The organism is Streptomyces sp. NPDC090025 (assembly GCF_044748125.1).
Taxonomy (GTDB): Bacteria; Actinomycetota; Actinomycetes; order Streptomycetales; family Streptomycetaceae; genus Streptomyces.
Genome location: NZ_JBIVFL010000001.1, coordinates 423,520 through 438,717, shown reverse-complemented (window position 1 = coordinate 438,717; position 15,198 = coordinate 423,520). Strand labels below are relative to the sequence as shown.

Below are 15,198 nucleotides of genomic sequence, written 5' to 3'. Positions count from 1 at the left end.
GACCTCTCTGGTCGGGATCGAACGAAGGCGGAGGAGGTGCGGGGCGCGCCTCGGCGGGGCGCGCCCCGGCGGAGCGTCAGGCGTCCGCGTCGGCCTTGCGGCGGCGGACGACGACCATCGCGCCCGCGCCGAGCACGACGGCGGCGCCGCCCGCGAGGGCGATCGGCATCGTGGAGGAACCCGCGCCGGTGCTGGCGAGGTTGCCGCCAGCAGAGCCGGTGGTGCCGGTGGTGCCCGTGGTGGAGCCGGTGGTGCCGCTGTCGTCGTTCGTCCCGGTGCCGGGCTTCGCGGGCGCCGTCGGCTTGGCGGACGCGGTCGGCTCACCGGGTGCGGTCGGCTCACCGGGCTTCCCCGGGGCCTTGGCGATGGCGTACTCGCGCACGGCGCTCTCGCCGCCGACGCCGCACACGCCGTCCTTGTTCTCGTACCGGACGTTCGCGGTCAGCACCCCCCGCCGCGCCCTCGTCCGCTCGTCGACCTTGACCCGTACCGAGAACTGGACGGATCCGCCCGCCGCGAGCGAGGCGACGCCCGGGGAGACGGAGGCGACCCGGACATGCCGGTGGTCCTTCGCGGCCTGGTCCACGCCGAACGACCCGGCTTCGAGACGAAGCTTGTCGACGGCGGTCGTGCCCTTGTTGGTGACCCGCAGGGTGAAGACGCCGTCCCGGCCGGCCGTGAGGGTGGCCGGGCCGGTGGCCGTGGTGACCAGGCCGGGGTTCGCCACGGTGTCGTCGCACTGCCACGGGGGGCGTGCCGCGAGGGCGTCCTTGAGGGCCTTCTCGGCGTCGGCGAGGGCCTTCTCGGCCTGCTCCCTGAGCGGGACGAACTTCACGGCGTACTCGTGGAAGAGCCGCGCCTGCTCATCGATGATGGCGTCGTCCGCCGTGGCGGCCAGCGCGTCGGCCGCGGTCTTGGCGGCAGCGGCGGACTCGGCCGCGGTCGTGGCCTCCGCCACGTCCCGTCGCGCCGCGTCCTTCTCGGCCTGCGGCGCGGTCTCCGGCAGCGCCTTCAGCGCGTTCTGCGCCGTGGTCAGCTTGTCGTCCGCGGCCCGCTTCGCGGTGGCGGCGGCGACGGCCTTACGCTTGGCCTCGTCGTACGCGACGCGGAGCGAATGGGTGCCGCCCGGCTCCATCGTGCTGATGACGGCCATGATCTCCCGCGTCGCCACGACGGCCTCCTCGTGGACCTCGTGGATCCGGCCGCGCGCCTTCTCGACCGCGAGCTTCAGCTCCTCGATCGACGGCTTCGTCTCCTTCTGTCCCTCGGCGGCGACGCCGGTGGACGGCTGCGTCCCGGCCGCGAACGCGGGAGCCGTGGCCGCCAGCAGCAGCGGCGCCGACACGGCAGCCGCGACGGCCGTCGCGAGAATACGGCGGGTGTTCATGGTGGTTCCTCTCGTACGGCGCGGGTCCCGGCTCCGCAGTGCGGAACCGGGACCCGTTTGGTGCTCAGTGCTCAGTACTCAGCGATCAGTGATCAGCGCTCGGCGATCAGGACCAGAGGCCCCGTGCCGAAGGCTCAGGCGTTGGTCTTGCGGCGACGCACGATGACCATCGCGCCCGCGCCCAGGACCACGGCCGCGCCGCCCGCGAGGGCGATCGGCATCGTCGACGAACCCGCACCGGTCTTGGCCAGGTTGCCGCCCGTGGTGCTGCCCGACGTGCCGCCGGTCACCGGGGTCTTCGAGGAGCCGCCCTGCTCGGTGGTGTTGCCGTTGCCGGAGCCGGTCGAACCGTCGCCCGACTCGGTCGGCTTCGGGGTCGGCTTGGTGGCGCCGGACTTGGTGATGGCGAACTCGGCGTCCGCCTCGCCGCCCCAGCCGCAGGACTCGTCCTTGTTGTCGTAGCCCGCTGCCGCGAGGAGGACGACCTCGGCCTTCGGGGCCTTGGTGTTGACCGCGACCCGGAGCTTCACGTCGGCGGTGGCGCCCGGCTTCATGGCCTTCAGGGCGACGACGCCGAAGTCCCCGTCGAGGCCCTGCCACGCCGAGCCGCCCACGGACGCCTTGACGTCCAGGAACTTGTTGATCGAGTCGTCGCCGTTGGCCGCGTTGACCAGGTTGAAGGCGGCGCCCGGCATGTCCAGGGTGCCGTTGGTGCCGTTGGTGACGCGCACCGAGAAGGTGCCGGTGGCACCGGCGGCGACCGTCTTCGGGCCGGTCACGCTGACCGTGAGGGACTTGGTGACGTCGACGCAGCCGTCCGGCTCCTCCTCGGCGTCCGCCAGGGCCCGCTTGGCCGCGTCCAGCTTCTTCGCCGCGTCCTTCTTGGCCGTCTGGGCGACGCCCAGCTGACGGAACGCCTCGACGCTCGCGTCGTCGAGCTTGTCGACGGCCTCGGCGGCGGCAGCGGCCTTCGTCTCGGCCTCGGTCTTCGCGGCGTCGGCCGCGGTCTGGGCGTCGGCGACGGCCTTGTCGGCGGCGGTCGTGTCCTCGCCCGGCTTCAGCTCCTCGCGCGCCTTCTTGGCGTCGGCGAGCTTGGTGTCCGCGGCCTTCTTGGCCTCGGCGGCCAGGGCGGACGCCTTCTTGGCGTCGGCGGCCGCGACCTGCAGCGGGTGGTCGGCCTTGTCGACGGCCTTGACGCCGTCGGTGGCCTTGGCCTCGGCGATGACGGCCTCGTCGTAGACGTGCTGGGCCGCGGTGACCGCGAGGCGCAGCTCCTCGATCGACGGCTTCGCCTTCGACTCGGCGGCGGGCGCGGGCTTGGTGTCGGCGAACGCGGAGCCGGCGGAGAGCAGCATCACCGGAGCGGTCACGGCGGCGACGGCCACGGCGGTCGCGAGGGTACGGCGGATCTTCAAGATGGACCCTTTTTCTGGTCGAGCCAAGACGTGCATCGAATGTGGGGGCCGTGCGCCTGCGGGTTCCTCACGCGGCGCGACGACGGCCTGATCGTAAGACTGGAACAAGCCACCCGACCAGCGTCTTTGACGGCTCCGTCAGGTGCACCTCACGTCACAGCGACCACACAGCGACCACATCTCCGGCATAACCGGACAGTTGCCCACGGAGGCCGCACTTTCTGTGTGATCCATCTCATCGGCGGCTCGGCGCACGGCCCGTAACGTGTCCCCCACACACCCGGAAAGCGAGGCAAGCACCGATGCCCGAGCAGAGCCCGCTCGACCTGCCCGAAGGCGATCCCTTCGGTCCGCACAACCTTCCGTACGGCGTCTTCTCCACCGCCGACGAGCCGGAGCGCCGCAGGGTCGGCGTCCGGATCGGCGGGTACGTGCTCGACGCGGGGGCCGCCGCGCACGCGCTCGGTTCGCCGTACGCGGAGCTGCTCGACCGGCCCAGCCTGAACCCGCTGCTCGCGGCCGGGCGGACCGCCTGGCGCGATGTGCGCCGGGCGCTCACCGGCTGGGTGACGGTGCCCGCGCACCGGGACGTGGTGGAGCCGCTGCTGCACCCGCTGGACACGGTGACGCTGCACCTGCCGTACGAGGTCGCCGACTACGTCGACTTCTACGCCAGCGAGCACCACGCCACCAACGTGGGCCGGATCTTCCGCCCGGACGGCGACGCGCTCACCCCCAACTGGAAGCACCTGCCGATCGGCTACCACGGCCGCGCCGGCACGGTCGTGGTCTCCGGCACCGACGTCGTACGGCCCTCCGGCCAGCGCAAGGCCCCCACCGACCCGGCGCCGGTCTTCGGGCCCTCGGTGAAGCTGGACATCGAGGCGGAGGTCGGCTTCCTCGTCGGCACCCCCTCCACGCTCGGCCGCCCGGTCCCGCTCGCCGACTTCCGCGAGCACGTCTTCGGGCTGACCCTCCTGAACGACTGGTCGGCGCGGGACATCCAGGCGTGGGAGTACGTGCCGCTCGGCCCGTTCCTCGGCAAGTCCTTCCAGACCTCCGTCTCCGCCTGGGTGACCCCCCTGGAGGCCCTGGACGCGGCCCGTACGGCACCGCCCGCCCGCGACTTCGGCCTTCTGCCGTACCTCGACGACTCGGCCGAGGAGGAGCCCGGCGGCTTCGACCTGCGGATCACCGTGACGATCAACGGCGAGGTCGTCGCCGAGCCGCCGTTCTCCACCATGTACTGGACCGCCGCCCAGCAGCTGGCCCACATGACGGTGAACGGCGCCTCGCTGCGCACCGGCGACCTGTACGGCTCCGGGACCGTCTCGGGCCCGGAGACCGCACAGCGCGGCTCGCTGCTCGAACTCACCTGGAACGGCCGGGACGCCCTCGAACTCGAAGGCGGCAAGCGGACGTTCCTGGAGGACGGCGACGAGGTGACGCTCACCGCCTGGGCCCCGGGCCCGGACGGCACCCGGGTCGCGCTCGGCGAGGTCACCGGCCGGATCGCGCCGACCGCGGGCTGACCGCCCCGCAGCGCCCGTCGCCCTCCGGCTCAGCGCGCCCGCCACAGGGCGGGCACGGCCGGCGGCTCCCAGCCGGGCTGGGCCGTGTGCGCCTGCAGGCACACATAGCCCCGCCCGGCGTAGGTGACCGCGTCCCCCGCCCGGTAGGCCGTGCCCACGGCCCAGGTACCCCCGGGCTGCGTCGGGGTGGGCGTCGGGGTGGGCGTCGGGGTGGGGGTGGGCGTGGGCCCGGGGTTCTGCGGCACGTCCAGGACGAAGTCGAACGCCGCCTCCTTCGCCCCGCCCGCGTCCCGCACGGTCATCAGCAGCCGCGCGTCGAAGATCGAGTCGGTGTTGTTGCGCGGCTCCCCCGGGAAGTACAGCTGGGTGGTGAGGATCGGCCGGCCGGGCGCCTGCACCTTGACGTGCAGATGGCGGGTGCGGCCCGGGTAGAGGCCCGGCACGATCGTGCTGAGCCGGAAGGAACCGTCCGCGCCGGTGAACTGGTGGCCGCGGAAGCGGAAGCCCGTGTTGTCGTACGCGCCGTTGGTGTCGGCCTGCCAGAAGTCGAGCAGCGCCCCGGACACCGGCAGGCAGGCCCGCCCGAAGACATAGCCGCTGACGGTGAGCCGTACGCCGGGCACCCCCGGCTCCAACAGGCTCGACCGCAGCGGCGAGTTGGGCTTGAAGTACGGCCCCTCGATCTGCTCGACGGTGGGGTGGTCGCCGTCGTCGCACTCCGGCGTGAGCTCGGGCGCGACCGGCCCGGCCGCGCCGCCGTCGGTGAGCGTACGGGCGAGCGCGGGGACGCCCATGAGCGCCGCCGGGACGGCCATGCCGGCCACGACCGCCGCGCGCAGCACGGCCTTCCTCGTGACATGCCCGGTGCTGCTGGTCTCGCTGTCCATGCCTGCTCCTCGTGGGGGGGCTGAACGGTCGACCAGAAACCTAGGCCGGGCCCTGGTCCGCTTCGATGGACGCAGCCCGGCGGTCGTGGTGCTTTCGGAAGGCGCCCGGGCTCGTCCCGACCTCACGGCGGAAGAAGCGGCAGAAGTACGCGGGGTCGTCGAACCCGGTCCGCGCCGCGACCTGACGGACCGACAGGTCGGTTCGTACGAGCAGCCGTTGGGCCTCCGTGGCCCGCGCCTCCCGCAGCAGCTCGGCCGGGGTCCGGCCCAGGGCCGCCCGTACCGCCTCGGTCAGATAGCCGGGCGTGACGCCGATCAGCTCCGCGCACTCCCGCACGGAACGGGCGCTGTCCGCCCCGGTACGCGCGGCGAGCCGGGTGAACTCCCCGGCGACGACCGCCGCCCGCCCCGGCGGCGGCTGGTGAGCGGCGGGCGCCCGGTCGCCGAGCCGGGCGGCGCGGACCAGCAGGACGTGCAACAGGGAGCGGAGCACCGTGGCGAACCCGGTGTCCACCTGCCCGTACTCCTCGACGAGTTCGCCCATCAGGCGGCCGATCCGGGCGTGCGCCGCCGGATCGAGCCGCAGCCAGGGGCGCTCGCCGAGGCGGCGCAGGAGCTCCCGGTCGCCGGGGTCGTCGAGCAGGAACTCCGGGGTGAACAGCAGGACGGTGCCGTCGAGGTCCCGGGCGTCCTCCCAGTGGTGGACCTGGCCGGGCAGGATCAGGCCCAGGTGCGGGGGCCGCAGCTCCCAGCGGGCCAGGTCGACGACATGGGTGCCGGTGCCCCGGGTGACGTGGACGAACTCGTAGAAGGTGTGCCGGTGCGGGAAGGCGGCCCGGGACATGGGGCCGATGTCGTCGAAGCTGCCGACGGCGAACGGCACCCCGTCGGGGAGCCGGACTTCGAGGCGGTGCACCGGTAACGCGGGGGTCCCTCGCATCGTGGCGCCTCCGTCCTCGTCGCCCGTCCCCGTCGACCGTCCGCGTCGACCGTCCTCGCCGACCGCGCCCGTCGACAGGTCGAGACCAATCCGGTCACTCACGATGACACAGGCCCTCCAATGGGTCACCCCCGCGTGCGCCGCCCCCGCCGCCGGGGTGACGCTGCTGGCATCCCCCCACACGCGAGGAGCAGCGCATGAACGCATCGCCCCGCCGGAGCCGCCCGCTGATAGCGGGCACCGGTGTCGCCGTCCTGGCCTCCGCCCTGCTGACGGCGGCCCCCGCCCGGGCCGACGAGTCCTCCGTACCGCTGGATCTGTCGAAGGCGTACGTGGTGACGGCGAAGTACGCCTACGAGCCGCTGGCGGTGAAGGACGGTTTCGCCCGCACCGACATGTGCGTCTCGGATCCGACGATGGGCGGGATGGGCTACCACTATGTGAACCCCGCCAACATCGGCTCGACCGACCCGGAGCGGCCCGCCGTGGTGATCTACGCGACCGGCAAGGACGGCGAGCGGCATCTCGTCGCCGTCGAGTGGGTCGTCCCCAGCACCGGTCAGCCCGCGCCGAAGATGTTCGGCCGCAGCTTCGACGGACCGTTCGACAACATGGTCCTCGGCAAGATCTTCGACCGGCACGTCTGGCTCTACAAGGACAACCCGAAGGGCCTGTTCGCCCGCTACAACCCGGATGTGAAGTGCCCTTAGCGGCGCGGCAGTTCCGGGCAGCAGTCCCGGGTACGACGAGAGGGGCCCGGCAGTCCCCTGCCGGGCCCCTCCCTGCCGATGGCGCCTGCGGTCAGCGCACGAACACGCTCGCCTGGTTCGCGAGGTCCAGGAAGTACTGCGGCGCGAAGCCGAGCACCAGCGTGACCACGACACCCGCGGTGATCGCCACCGAGGTGAGCCCGGACGGCACGGCGACCGTCGGGCCGTCGGCCTTCGGCTCGCTGAAGAACATCAGCACGATCACCCGGATGTAGAAGAACGCGGCGATCGCCGAGGAGATCACACCGACCACGACGAGCGCGCCCGCGCCGCCGTCCGCCGCCGCCTTGAAGACGGCGAACTTGCCGGAGAACCCGGAGGTCAGCGGGATACCGGCGAAGGCCAGCAGGAACACCGCGAAGACCGCGGCGACCAGCGGCGAACGCCGCCCGAGACCGGCCCACTTGGACAGGTGGGTGGCCTCGCCGCCCGCGTCCCGCACCAGCGTGACCACGGCGAACGCGCCGATCGTCACGAAGGAGTAGGCCCCCAGGTAGAACAGCGCCGACGAGACGCCGCTGGGCGTCGCCGCGATCACACCGGCCAGGATGAACCCGGCGTGCGCGATCGAGGAGTAGGCCAGCAGCCGCTTGATGTCGGTCTGGGTGATGGCGACGATCGCACCGCCCAGCATGGTGACGATGGCGACGCCCCACATGACCGGGCGCCAGTCCCAGGTGAGCCCGGGCAGCACCACGTACAGCAGCCGGAGCAGCGCGCCGAACGCGGCGACCTTCGTCGCGGCGGCCATGAAGCCGGTGACGGGGGTCGGCGCGCCCTGGTAGACGTCCGGGGTCCACATGTGGAACGGCACGGCGCCGACCTTGAACAGCAGGCCCATGACGACCAGGGCGAAGCCGATGAGCAGCAGCACGTCGTTGCCCATGGTGTCGGCGAGGGCCGGGTCGATGGCGGTGACGTCGCCGCTGACGATCTCGGCGATCGTCGCGTACGACACGGAGCCCGCGTAGCCGTAGAGCAGGGCGATCCCGAACAGCAGGAAGGCCGAGGAGAAGGCGCCGAGCAGGAAGTACTTGACCGCGGCCTCCTGGGAGAGGAGGCGCTTGCGGCGGGCGACGGCGCACAGCAGGTACAGCGGGAGGGAGAAGACCTCAAGGGCGATGAAGAGCGTCAGGAGGTCGTTGGCGGCCGGGAAGACCAGCATGCCGGTGACCGCGAACAGGGCGAGCGGGAACACCTCGGTGGTGGTGAATCCGGCCTTGACGGCCGCCTTCTCCTGGTCGCTGCCGGGGACGGCGGCGGCCTCGGCGGCGAAGGAGTCGACCTGGTGGCCGTGGTCGGCCGGGTCGAGCCTGCGCTCGGCGAAGGTGAGCACCGAGAGGATCGCGCCGAGCAGGATGGTGCCCTGGAGGAACAGCGCGGGTCCGTCGACGGCGATGGCGCCCATGGCCGCGATGTGGGCCTTGGTGGAGCCGTAGCCCCCGGCGGCGAGGCCGACGACGGCCGCGAAGGCGGCGGCGAGGGCCAGGACGCTGAGGAACACCTGGGTGTAGTGGCGGGCCTTGCGCGGGACGAAGGCTTCGACGAGGACACTGATGATGGCCGCGCCGACGACGATGAGGACCGGCGCGAGCTGGGTGTACTCGATGTGCGGGGACGGGATCTTGTCGATCGGCCCGGCGGCCGTCGTCCACAGGGTGTGGACAGCCGTGGATGTCACTTGGCCGCCTCCACTTCGGGCTGGGGGTCCTTCTGCTGGACGTCGGACATGGTGTGCTGGACCGCCGGGTTGACGACGTCCGTGAGCGGCTTCGGGAAGACGCCGAGGAAGATCAGCACGGCGATCAGCGGGACGGCCACGGCCAGTTCGCGGGCCCTCAGGTCGGGCATCCGGCCGACCTTCTCGTCCTTCACCGGCCCGGTCATCGTCCGTTGGTAGAGGACGAGGACGTAGAGCGCGGCGAGCACGATGCCGGTGGTGGCGATGATGCCGGCCACCGGGTAGCGCGCGAAGGCGCCGACCAGGACCAGGAACTCGCTGACGAACGGGGCGAGTCCGGGCAGCGACAGGGTCGCGAGGCCGCCGATGAGGAAGGTCCCGGCGAGCACCGGGGCGACCTTCTGGACGCCGCCGTAGTCGGCGATGAGCCGGGAGCCGCGGCGGGAGATCAGGAATCCGGCGACGAGCATGAGCGCGGCCGTCGAGATCCCGTGGTTGACCATGTAGAGGGTGGCGCCGGACTGTCCCTGGCTGGTCATCGTGAAGATGCCCATGATGATGAAGCCGAAGTGGGAGATCGACGCGTACGCCACCAGGCGCTTGATGTCGCGCTGACCGACGGCGAGCAGCGCCCCGTAGACGATGCTGATGAGGGCGAGGACGACGATCGCGGGGGTGGCCCACTTCGACGCCTCGGGGAAGAGCCCGAGGCAGAAGCGGAGCATCGCGAAGGTGCCGACCTTGTCGACGACGGCGGTGATGAGGACGGCGACCGGGGCGGTGGCCTCCCCCATCGCGTTGGGCAGCCAGGTGTGCAGCGGCCACAGCGGCGCCTTCACCGCGAAGGCGAAGAAGAAGCCGAGGAACAGCCAGCGCTCGGTGCTGGTCGCGATCTCCAGGCTGCCGTTGGCGCGGGCCTCGGCGATCTCGGTGAGCGAGAAGTTCCCCGCGACCACGTAGAGGCCGATGACGGCGGCCAGCATGATGAGGCCGCCGACCAGGTTGTAGAGCAGGAACTTGACGGCCGCGTAGGAGCGCTGGGCCGCCGCGTTCTCTTCGGAGCCGCTGTGGGCGCGGTCGCCGAAGCCGCCGATGAGGAAGTACATCGGGATGAGCATGGCTTCGAACAGGATGTAGAAGAGGAAGACGTCGGTGGCCTCGAAGGAGAGGATCACCATCGCCTCGACCATGAGGATCAGGGCGAAGAAGCCCTGGGTGGGCCGCCACCGCTTGGAGGAGCCCGCGGCGGAGCCGCTCGTCGACTCGGACAGGGGGTCGGCGTCGTGCCAGCCGGCGAGCACGATGAACGGGATGAGCAGCGCGGTGAGCGCGATGAGCGCCACCCCGATGCCGTCCACGCCGAGCTCGTAGCGCACGCCGAAGTCCTTGATCCAGGCGTGCGACTCGGTGAGCTGGTAGCGGTCGCCGCCGGGCTCGAACCGTACGAAGATCACGGCGGCGAGCCCGAGGGTGATCAGCGAGACCAGCAGCGCCAGCCACTTGGCGGCGGTGCGGCGGGCGGCCGGGACGGCGGCGGTGAGGATCGCACCGACCGCCGGGACCGCTGCCGTCGCCGTAAGGAGCGGGAAGGACATAGCAGTTACACCGCCCTCATCAGGAGGGTCGCGGCGATGAGCACCGCCGTGCCTCCGAGCATCGAGACCGCGTAGGAGCGGGCGTAGCCGTTCTGGAGCTTGCGCAGGCGGCCGGAGAGGCCGCCGACGGAGGCCGCGGTCCCGTTGACCACGCCGTCGACCAGGGTGTGGTCGACGTAGACCAGGGAGCGGGTCAGGTGGGTGCCGCCGCGGACGAAGACGATGTTGTTGAAGTCGTCCTGGAGCAGGTCGCGGCGGGCGGCGCGGGTGAGGACCGAGCCGCGCGGGGCGGTGACCGGCACCGGGCGGCGCCCGTACTGGAGCCAGGCGACGCCGACGCCGAGGACCATCACCACGACGGTGGCGGCGGTGATGGCGGTGGCGCCGATCGGCGGGTGGCCGTGCTCGAAGGAGGTGACCGGCTCCAGCCACTTCACGAACCGGTCGCCGATGCCGAAGACGCCGCCCGCGAAGACCGAGCCGAAGGCCAGCAGGATCATCGGGATCGTCATGCTCTTCGGCGACTCGTGCGGGTGCGGCAGCTCGCCCTGGGCGTCGGGCTGCCAGCGCTTCTCGCCGAAGAAGGTCATCAGCATCACGCGGGTCATGTAGTACGCGGTGATGGCGGCGCCGAGCAGGGCGCAGGCGCCGAGGATCCAGCCCTCGGTGCCGCCCTTGGCGAAGGCCGCCTCGATGATCTTGTCCTTGGAGAAGAAGCCGGACAGGCCGGGGAAGCCGATGATCGCGAGGTAGCCGAGGCCGAAGGTGATGAAGGTGACCGGCATGTACTTCCGCAGGCCGCCGTACTTGCGCATGTCGACCTCGTCGTTCATGCCGTGCATCACGGAGCCCGCACCGAGGAACAGCCCGGCCTTGAAGAAGCCGTGGGTGACCAGGTGCATGATCGCGAAGGCGTAGCCGATGGGGCCGAGTCCGGCGGCCAGGACCATGTAGCCGATCTGCGACATGGTCGAGCCGGCCAGCGCCTTCTTGATGTCGTCCTTGGCGCAACCGACGATCGCACCGAAGAGGAGCGTGACGGCGCCGACGATGGTGACGACGAGCTGGGCGTCCGGTGCCGCGTTGAAGATGTCGGCGGAGCGGACGATCAGATAGACACCGGCGGTGACCATGGTGGCGGCGTGGATGAGGGCGGAGACCGGGGTCGGACCCTCCATCGCGTCACCGAGCCAGGACTGCAGCGGCACCTGGGCGGACTTGCCGCAGGCGGCGAGCAGCAGCATCAGCGCGATCGCGGTGAGCTTGCCCTCGCTCGCCTCGCCGGTCGACGCCAGGACCGGGCCGAAGGCGAAGGTGCCGAAGGTGGTGAACATCAGCATGATCGCGATCGACAGGCCCATGTCGCCGACCCGGTTGACCAGGAACGCCTTCTTCGCGGCGGTGGCCGCGCTGGGCTTGTGCTGCCAGAAGCCGATCAGGAGGTACGAGGCGAGGCCGACGCCCTCCCAGCCGAAGTACAGCAGCAGGTAGTTGTCGGCGAGGACCAGGAGCAGCATCGCCGCGACGAACAGGTTGAGGTAGCCGAAGAAACGGCGGCGGCGCTCGTCGTGCTCCATGTACCCGATCGAGTACACGTGGATGAGCGTGCCGACGCCGGTGATCAGCAGCACGAAGGTCATCGACAGCTGGTCGAGCTGGAAGCCGATGTCCGCCTGGAAGCCCTCGACCGGGATCCAGCTGAACAGCCGCTGGTGCAGGGCCCGGTCGTCGGCGCTCTTGCCGAGCATGTCCGCGAACAGCACCAGGCCGATCACGAACGAGGACAGCGCGAGCAGGGTGCCGAGCCAGTGCCCGGCCTTGTCGAGCCGCCGTCCGCCGCACAGCAGGACGGCCGCTCCGAGCAGGGGCGCCGCGACGAGCAGCGCGATGAGGTTGTCCACGGTCAGCCCCTCACAGCTTCATCAGGCTGGCGTCGTCGACCGAGGCCGAGTGGCGGGAACGGAAGACGGACACGATGATCGCGAGTCCGACGACGACCTCGGCGGCGGCCACGACCATCGTGAAGAAGGCGATGACCTGTCCGTCGAGGTTGCCGTGCATACGGGAGAAGGCGACGAACGCCAGGTTGCAGGCGTTGAGCATCAGCTCGACGCACATGAAGAGCACGATCGCGTTGCGCCGGATGAGCACCCCGACCGCGCCGATGGTGAACAACAGGGCGGCGAGATACAGATAGTTGACGGGGTTCACCGCGGGGCCTCCTCTTCGTCCCGGTCCCGGCCGAGGCGCTCCTCGGAGCGCTGTTCCAGGGCCTTGAGGTCGGCGAGCGCCTGGCCGGACACGTCCCGGATCTGGCCCCGCTCGCGCAGGGTGGAGATCACGGTGAGCTCGGCCGGGGTGCCGTCGGGCAGCAGACCGGCGATGTCCACGGCGTTGTGCCGGGCGTAGACGCCGGGGGCGGGCAGCGGCGGCAGGTGCTTGCCCTCGCGGACCCGCTGCTCGGACAGCTCGCGCTGGGTGCGGGCGCGCTCGGTGCGCTCCCGGTGGGTGAGCACCATCGCGCCGACGGCGGCGGTGATCAGCAGGGCGCCGGTGATCTCGAACGCGAAGACGTACTTGGTGAAGACGAGGGCGGCGATGCCCTCGACGTTCCCCCCGTAGGCCGCGTTCGCCGCGCCGAGGCCGTTGAACTCCTTCAGCGAGGCGTTGCCGATGCCGACGAACAGCAGGACGCCGAAGCCGAGTCCGCACAGGGCGGCCCACCAGCGCTGGCCCTTGATGGTCTCCTTCACGGAGTCGGCGGCGGTGACGCCGACGAGCATGACCACGAAGAGGAACAGCATCATGATCGCGCCGGTGTAGACGACGATCTGCACGATGCCCAGGAAGTAGGCGCCGTTGGCGAGGTAGAACACCGCGAGGACGATCATCGTCCCGGCGAGGCAGAGGGCCGAGTGGACGGCCTTGCGCATCAGGATGGTGCACAGCGCGCCGATGACGGCGACGGTGCCGAGCACCCAGAACTGGAACGCCTCACCGGTGGAGGTGGTGTACGCGGCGAGGGTGCCCACCGCACCGGCCGTGAGGTCCGCGCTCATGCGTCCACCTCCTCCGGCGCACCCTCGGCGGGCTCGCCGTCGGCCGTCTCGCCCTTGGACACCGCGACCTGCTGGACCGTGCCGGGCGCGGCCTCGGTGACCAGGCCCCGGTAGTAGTCCTGCTCGTCGGTGCCCGGAAAGATGGCGTGCGGGCTGTCGACCATGCCCTCGGTGAGGCCCGCGAGCAGCTGCTCCTTGGTGTAGATCAGGTTCTCGCGGGAGGAGTCGGCGAGCTCGAACTCGTTGGTCATGGTGAGCGCCCGGGTGGGGCACGCCTCGATGCAGAGTCCGCACAGAATGCAGCGGGCGTAGTTGATCTGGTACACCCGCCCGTAGCGCTCGCCCGGGGAGTAGCGCTCCTCCTCGGTGTTGTCGGCGCCCTCCACATAGATGGCGTCGGCCGGGCAGGCCCAGGCGCACAACTCGCAGCCGACGCACTTCTCCAGGCCGTCGGGGTGCCGGTTCAGCTGGTGCCGGCCGTGGAAGCGGGGCGCCGTCGTCTTCTGCTGCTCCGGGTACTGCTCGGTCAGCCGCTTCTTGAACATGGCCTTGAAGGTCACGCCGAAGCCGGCCACCGGATTCTGGAAGTCAGACACCGTCCGTCTCCTTTCCATCACTCGCAGTAGCAGTATCGGGGCCACCACTGACAATCAGCTCCCGCTCCGAGCGGGGCCGACGCCGCGGTACGGGCGGCAGGGACTGTCCGGGCTTCGGCGGTACGGGGAAGCCGCCCGCCATCGGGTCGAACGCGTCCTCGTCCGCGTCCCGTTCGGCGCCGTCCTTGCCCCGCTTGTCGCGGAACAGGTCGGCCACGAACGACAGCAGCAGCACCGCGAGGACGGCTCCGGCGACGTACAGCACGATCGACTGGAAGTCGTAGTTCTCGTTGCGCAGCGCCCGGACGGTGGCGACCAGCATCAGCCAGACCACCGAGACGGGGATGAGGACCTTCCAGCCGAGCTTCATCAGCTGGTCGTAGCGGACGCGGGGCAGCGTGCCGCGCAGCCAGATGAAGAAGAACAGCAGCACCTGGACCTTGAGGACGAACCAGAGCATCGGCCACCAGCCGTGGTTCGCGCCCTCCCAGAAGGTGGACACCGGCCAGGGGGCCCGCCAGCCGCCGAGGAACAGCGTCACCGAGACCGCCGAGACGGTCACCATGTTCACGTACTCGGCGAGCATGAACATCGCGAACTTGATCGACGAGTACTCGGTGTTGAAGCCGCCGACGAGGTCGCCCTCGGACTCCGGCATGTCGAAGGGGGCGCGGTTGGTCTCGCCCACCATCGTGATGATGTAGATGATGAAGGAGACCGGCAGCAGCACGATGTACCAGCGGTCGGCCTGCGCCTCGACGATCTTCGAGGTCGACATCGACCCGGAGTAGAGGAACACCGAGGCGAACGCGGCGCCCATGGCGATCTCGTACGAGATCATCTGGGCGCACGAGCGCAGTCCGCCGAGCAGCGGGTACGTCGAGCCCGACGACCAGCCCGCGAGGACGATGCCGTAGATGCCGACGGAGGCGACCGCGAGGACGTACAGCATCGCGATCGGCAGGTCGGTGAGCTGCATCGTGGTGCGGTGCCCGAAGATCGACACCTCGTTGCCGGACGGGCCGAACGGGATCACCGCGATCGCCATGAAGGCCGGGATGGCGGCGACGATCGGGGCCAGGACGTAGACCACCTTGTCGGCCCGGCGGACGATCACGTCCTCCTTCAGCATCAGCTTGACGCCGTCGGCGAGCGACTGGAGCATGCCCCAGGGCCCGTGCCGGTTGGGTCCGATGCGCAGCTGCATCCAGGCGACGACCTTGCGCTCCCACACGATGGAGAACAGCACGGTCACCATCAGGAACGCGAAGCAGAAGACGGCCTTGACGACGACCAGCCACCAGGGGTCGGTGCCGAACATCGACAGGTCCTCGGC

At 70.9% G+C, this 15,198-nt stretch carries 13 protein-coding genes; 2 read left to right on the top strand and 11 right to left on the bottom strand.

Features of this window, described 5'->3' with window-relative positions; genetic code table 11:
• Positions 1-76: 76 nt before the first annotated feature.
• Together ACIPXM_RS02105 and ACIPXM_RS02100 are read right to left on the bottom strand one after the other, a co-directional pair.
• Positions 77-1,387 (bottom strand): LPXTG cell wall anchor domain-containing protein, encoded by a 1,311-nt coding sequence (locus ACIPXM_RS02105; RefSeq protein ID WP_401650882.1) that lies wholly within the window; start codon positions 1,385-1,387, stop codon positions 77-79.
• Positions 1,388-1,521: 134 nt separating this feature from the next.
• Positions 1,522-2,802 (bottom strand): LPXTG cell wall anchor domain-containing protein, encoded by a 1,281-nt coding sequence (locus tag ACIPXM_RS02100; RefSeq protein ID WP_401650879.1) that lies wholly within the window; start codon positions 2,800-2,802, stop codon positions 1,522-1,524.
• Between the two features lie 302 nt (positions 2,803-3,104).
• Between ACIPXM_RS02100 and fahA the strand changes: the two genes are divergently transcribed.
• Positions 3,105-4,334, top strand: coding sequence for a fumarylacetoacetase (gene fahA / locus ACIPXM_RS02095; RefSeq protein WP_401650876.1), 1,230 nt, complete (start codon positions 3,105-3,107; stop codon positions 4,332-4,334).
• 29 nt (positions 4,335-4,363) lie between these two features.
• Here fahA and ACIPXM_RS02090 read toward each other — a convergent pair whose 3' ends face one another.
• Positions 4,364-5,221, bottom strand: a complete 858-nt coding sequence (locus ACIPXM_RS02090; protein ID WP_401650873.1) for a carbohydrate-binding protein — start codon at positions 5,219-5,221, stop codon at positions 4,364-4,366.
• 40 nt (positions 5,222-5,261) lie between these two features.
• Positions 5,262-6,161: an AraC family transcriptional regulator gene (locus ACIPXM_RS02085; protein ID WP_401650871.1), complete on the bottom strand. Its 900-nt coding sequence runs from the start codon at positions 6,159-6,161 to the stop codon at positions 5,262-5,264.
• Positions 6,162-6,358: 197 nt separating this feature from the next.
• Here ACIPXM_RS02085 and ACIPXM_RS02080 point away from each other — a divergent pair, with 197 nt between their 5' ends.
• Positions 6,359-6,871 (top strand): hypothetical protein, encoded by a 513-nt coding sequence (locus tag ACIPXM_RS02080; RefSeq protein ID WP_401650869.1) that lies wholly within the window; start codon positions 6,359-6,361, stop codon positions 6,869-6,871.
• 91 nt (positions 6,872-6,962) lie between these two features.
• Here the strand turns inward: ACIPXM_RS02080 and nuoN are convergent, their stop codons facing one another.
• From nuoN to nuoH, 7 genes are read right to left on the bottom strand one after another with little or no spacing between them, the layout of a single operon-like run.
• On the bottom strand, positions 6,963-8,612 hold the full coding sequence (gene nuoN / locus ACIPXM_RS02075; RefSeq protein WP_401650866.1) for an NADH-quinone oxidoreductase subunit NuoN: 1,650 nt from the start codon (positions 8,610-8,612) through the stop codon (positions 6,963-6,965).
• The gene (locus tag ACIPXM_RS02070) at positions 8,609-10,207 is read right to left on the bottom strand and encodes an NADH-quinone oxidoreductase subunit M (RefSeq protein ID WP_401650864.1); all 1,599 of its coding nucleotides are present in this window, start codon (positions 10,205-10,207) and stop codon (positions 8,609-8,611) included. Before ACIPXM_RS02070 ends, nuoN begins: the two co-directional genes overlap by 4 nt.
• 5 nt (positions 10,208-10,212) lie before the next feature.
• The gene (nuoL, locus tag ACIPXM_RS02065) at positions 10,213-12,108 is read right to left on the bottom strand and encodes an NADH-quinone oxidoreductase subunit L (RefSeq protein WP_401650862.1); all 1,896 of its coding nucleotides are present in this window, start codon (positions 12,106-12,108) and stop codon (positions 10,213-10,215) included.
• 10 nt (positions 12,109-12,118) lie between these two features.
• On the bottom strand, positions 12,119-12,418 hold the full coding sequence (gene nuoK, locus ACIPXM_RS02060) for an NADH-quinone oxidoreductase subunit NuoK (RefSeq protein ID WP_401650859.1): 300 nt from the start codon (positions 12,416-12,418) through the stop codon (positions 12,119-12,121).
• Complete coding sequence (locus ACIPXM_RS02055) at positions 12,415-13,266, bottom strand: NADH-quinone oxidoreductase subunit J (RefSeq protein WP_401650857.1); 852 nt, start codon at positions 13,264-13,266, stop codon at positions 12,415-12,417. Before ACIPXM_RS02055 ends, nuoK begins: the two co-directional genes overlap by 4 nt.
• A complete protein-coding gene (gene nuoI, locus ACIPXM_RS02050) occupies positions 13,263-13,880 on the bottom strand; it encodes an NADH-quinone oxidoreductase subunit NuoI (protein ID WP_401650854.1) in 618 nt (205 codons plus the stop codon). Before nuoI ends, ACIPXM_RS02055 begins: the two co-directional genes overlap by 4 nt.
• Positions 13,855-15,183 (bottom strand): NADH-quinone oxidoreductase subunit NuoH, encoded by a 1,329-nt coding sequence (nuoH, locus tag ACIPXM_RS02045; protein ID WP_401652455.1) that lies wholly within the window; start codon positions 15,181-15,183, stop codon positions 13,855-13,857. The genes nuoI and nuoH overlap by 26 nt, the downstream gene beginning before the upstream one ends.
• Positions 15,184-15,198: the final 15 nt, after the last annotated feature.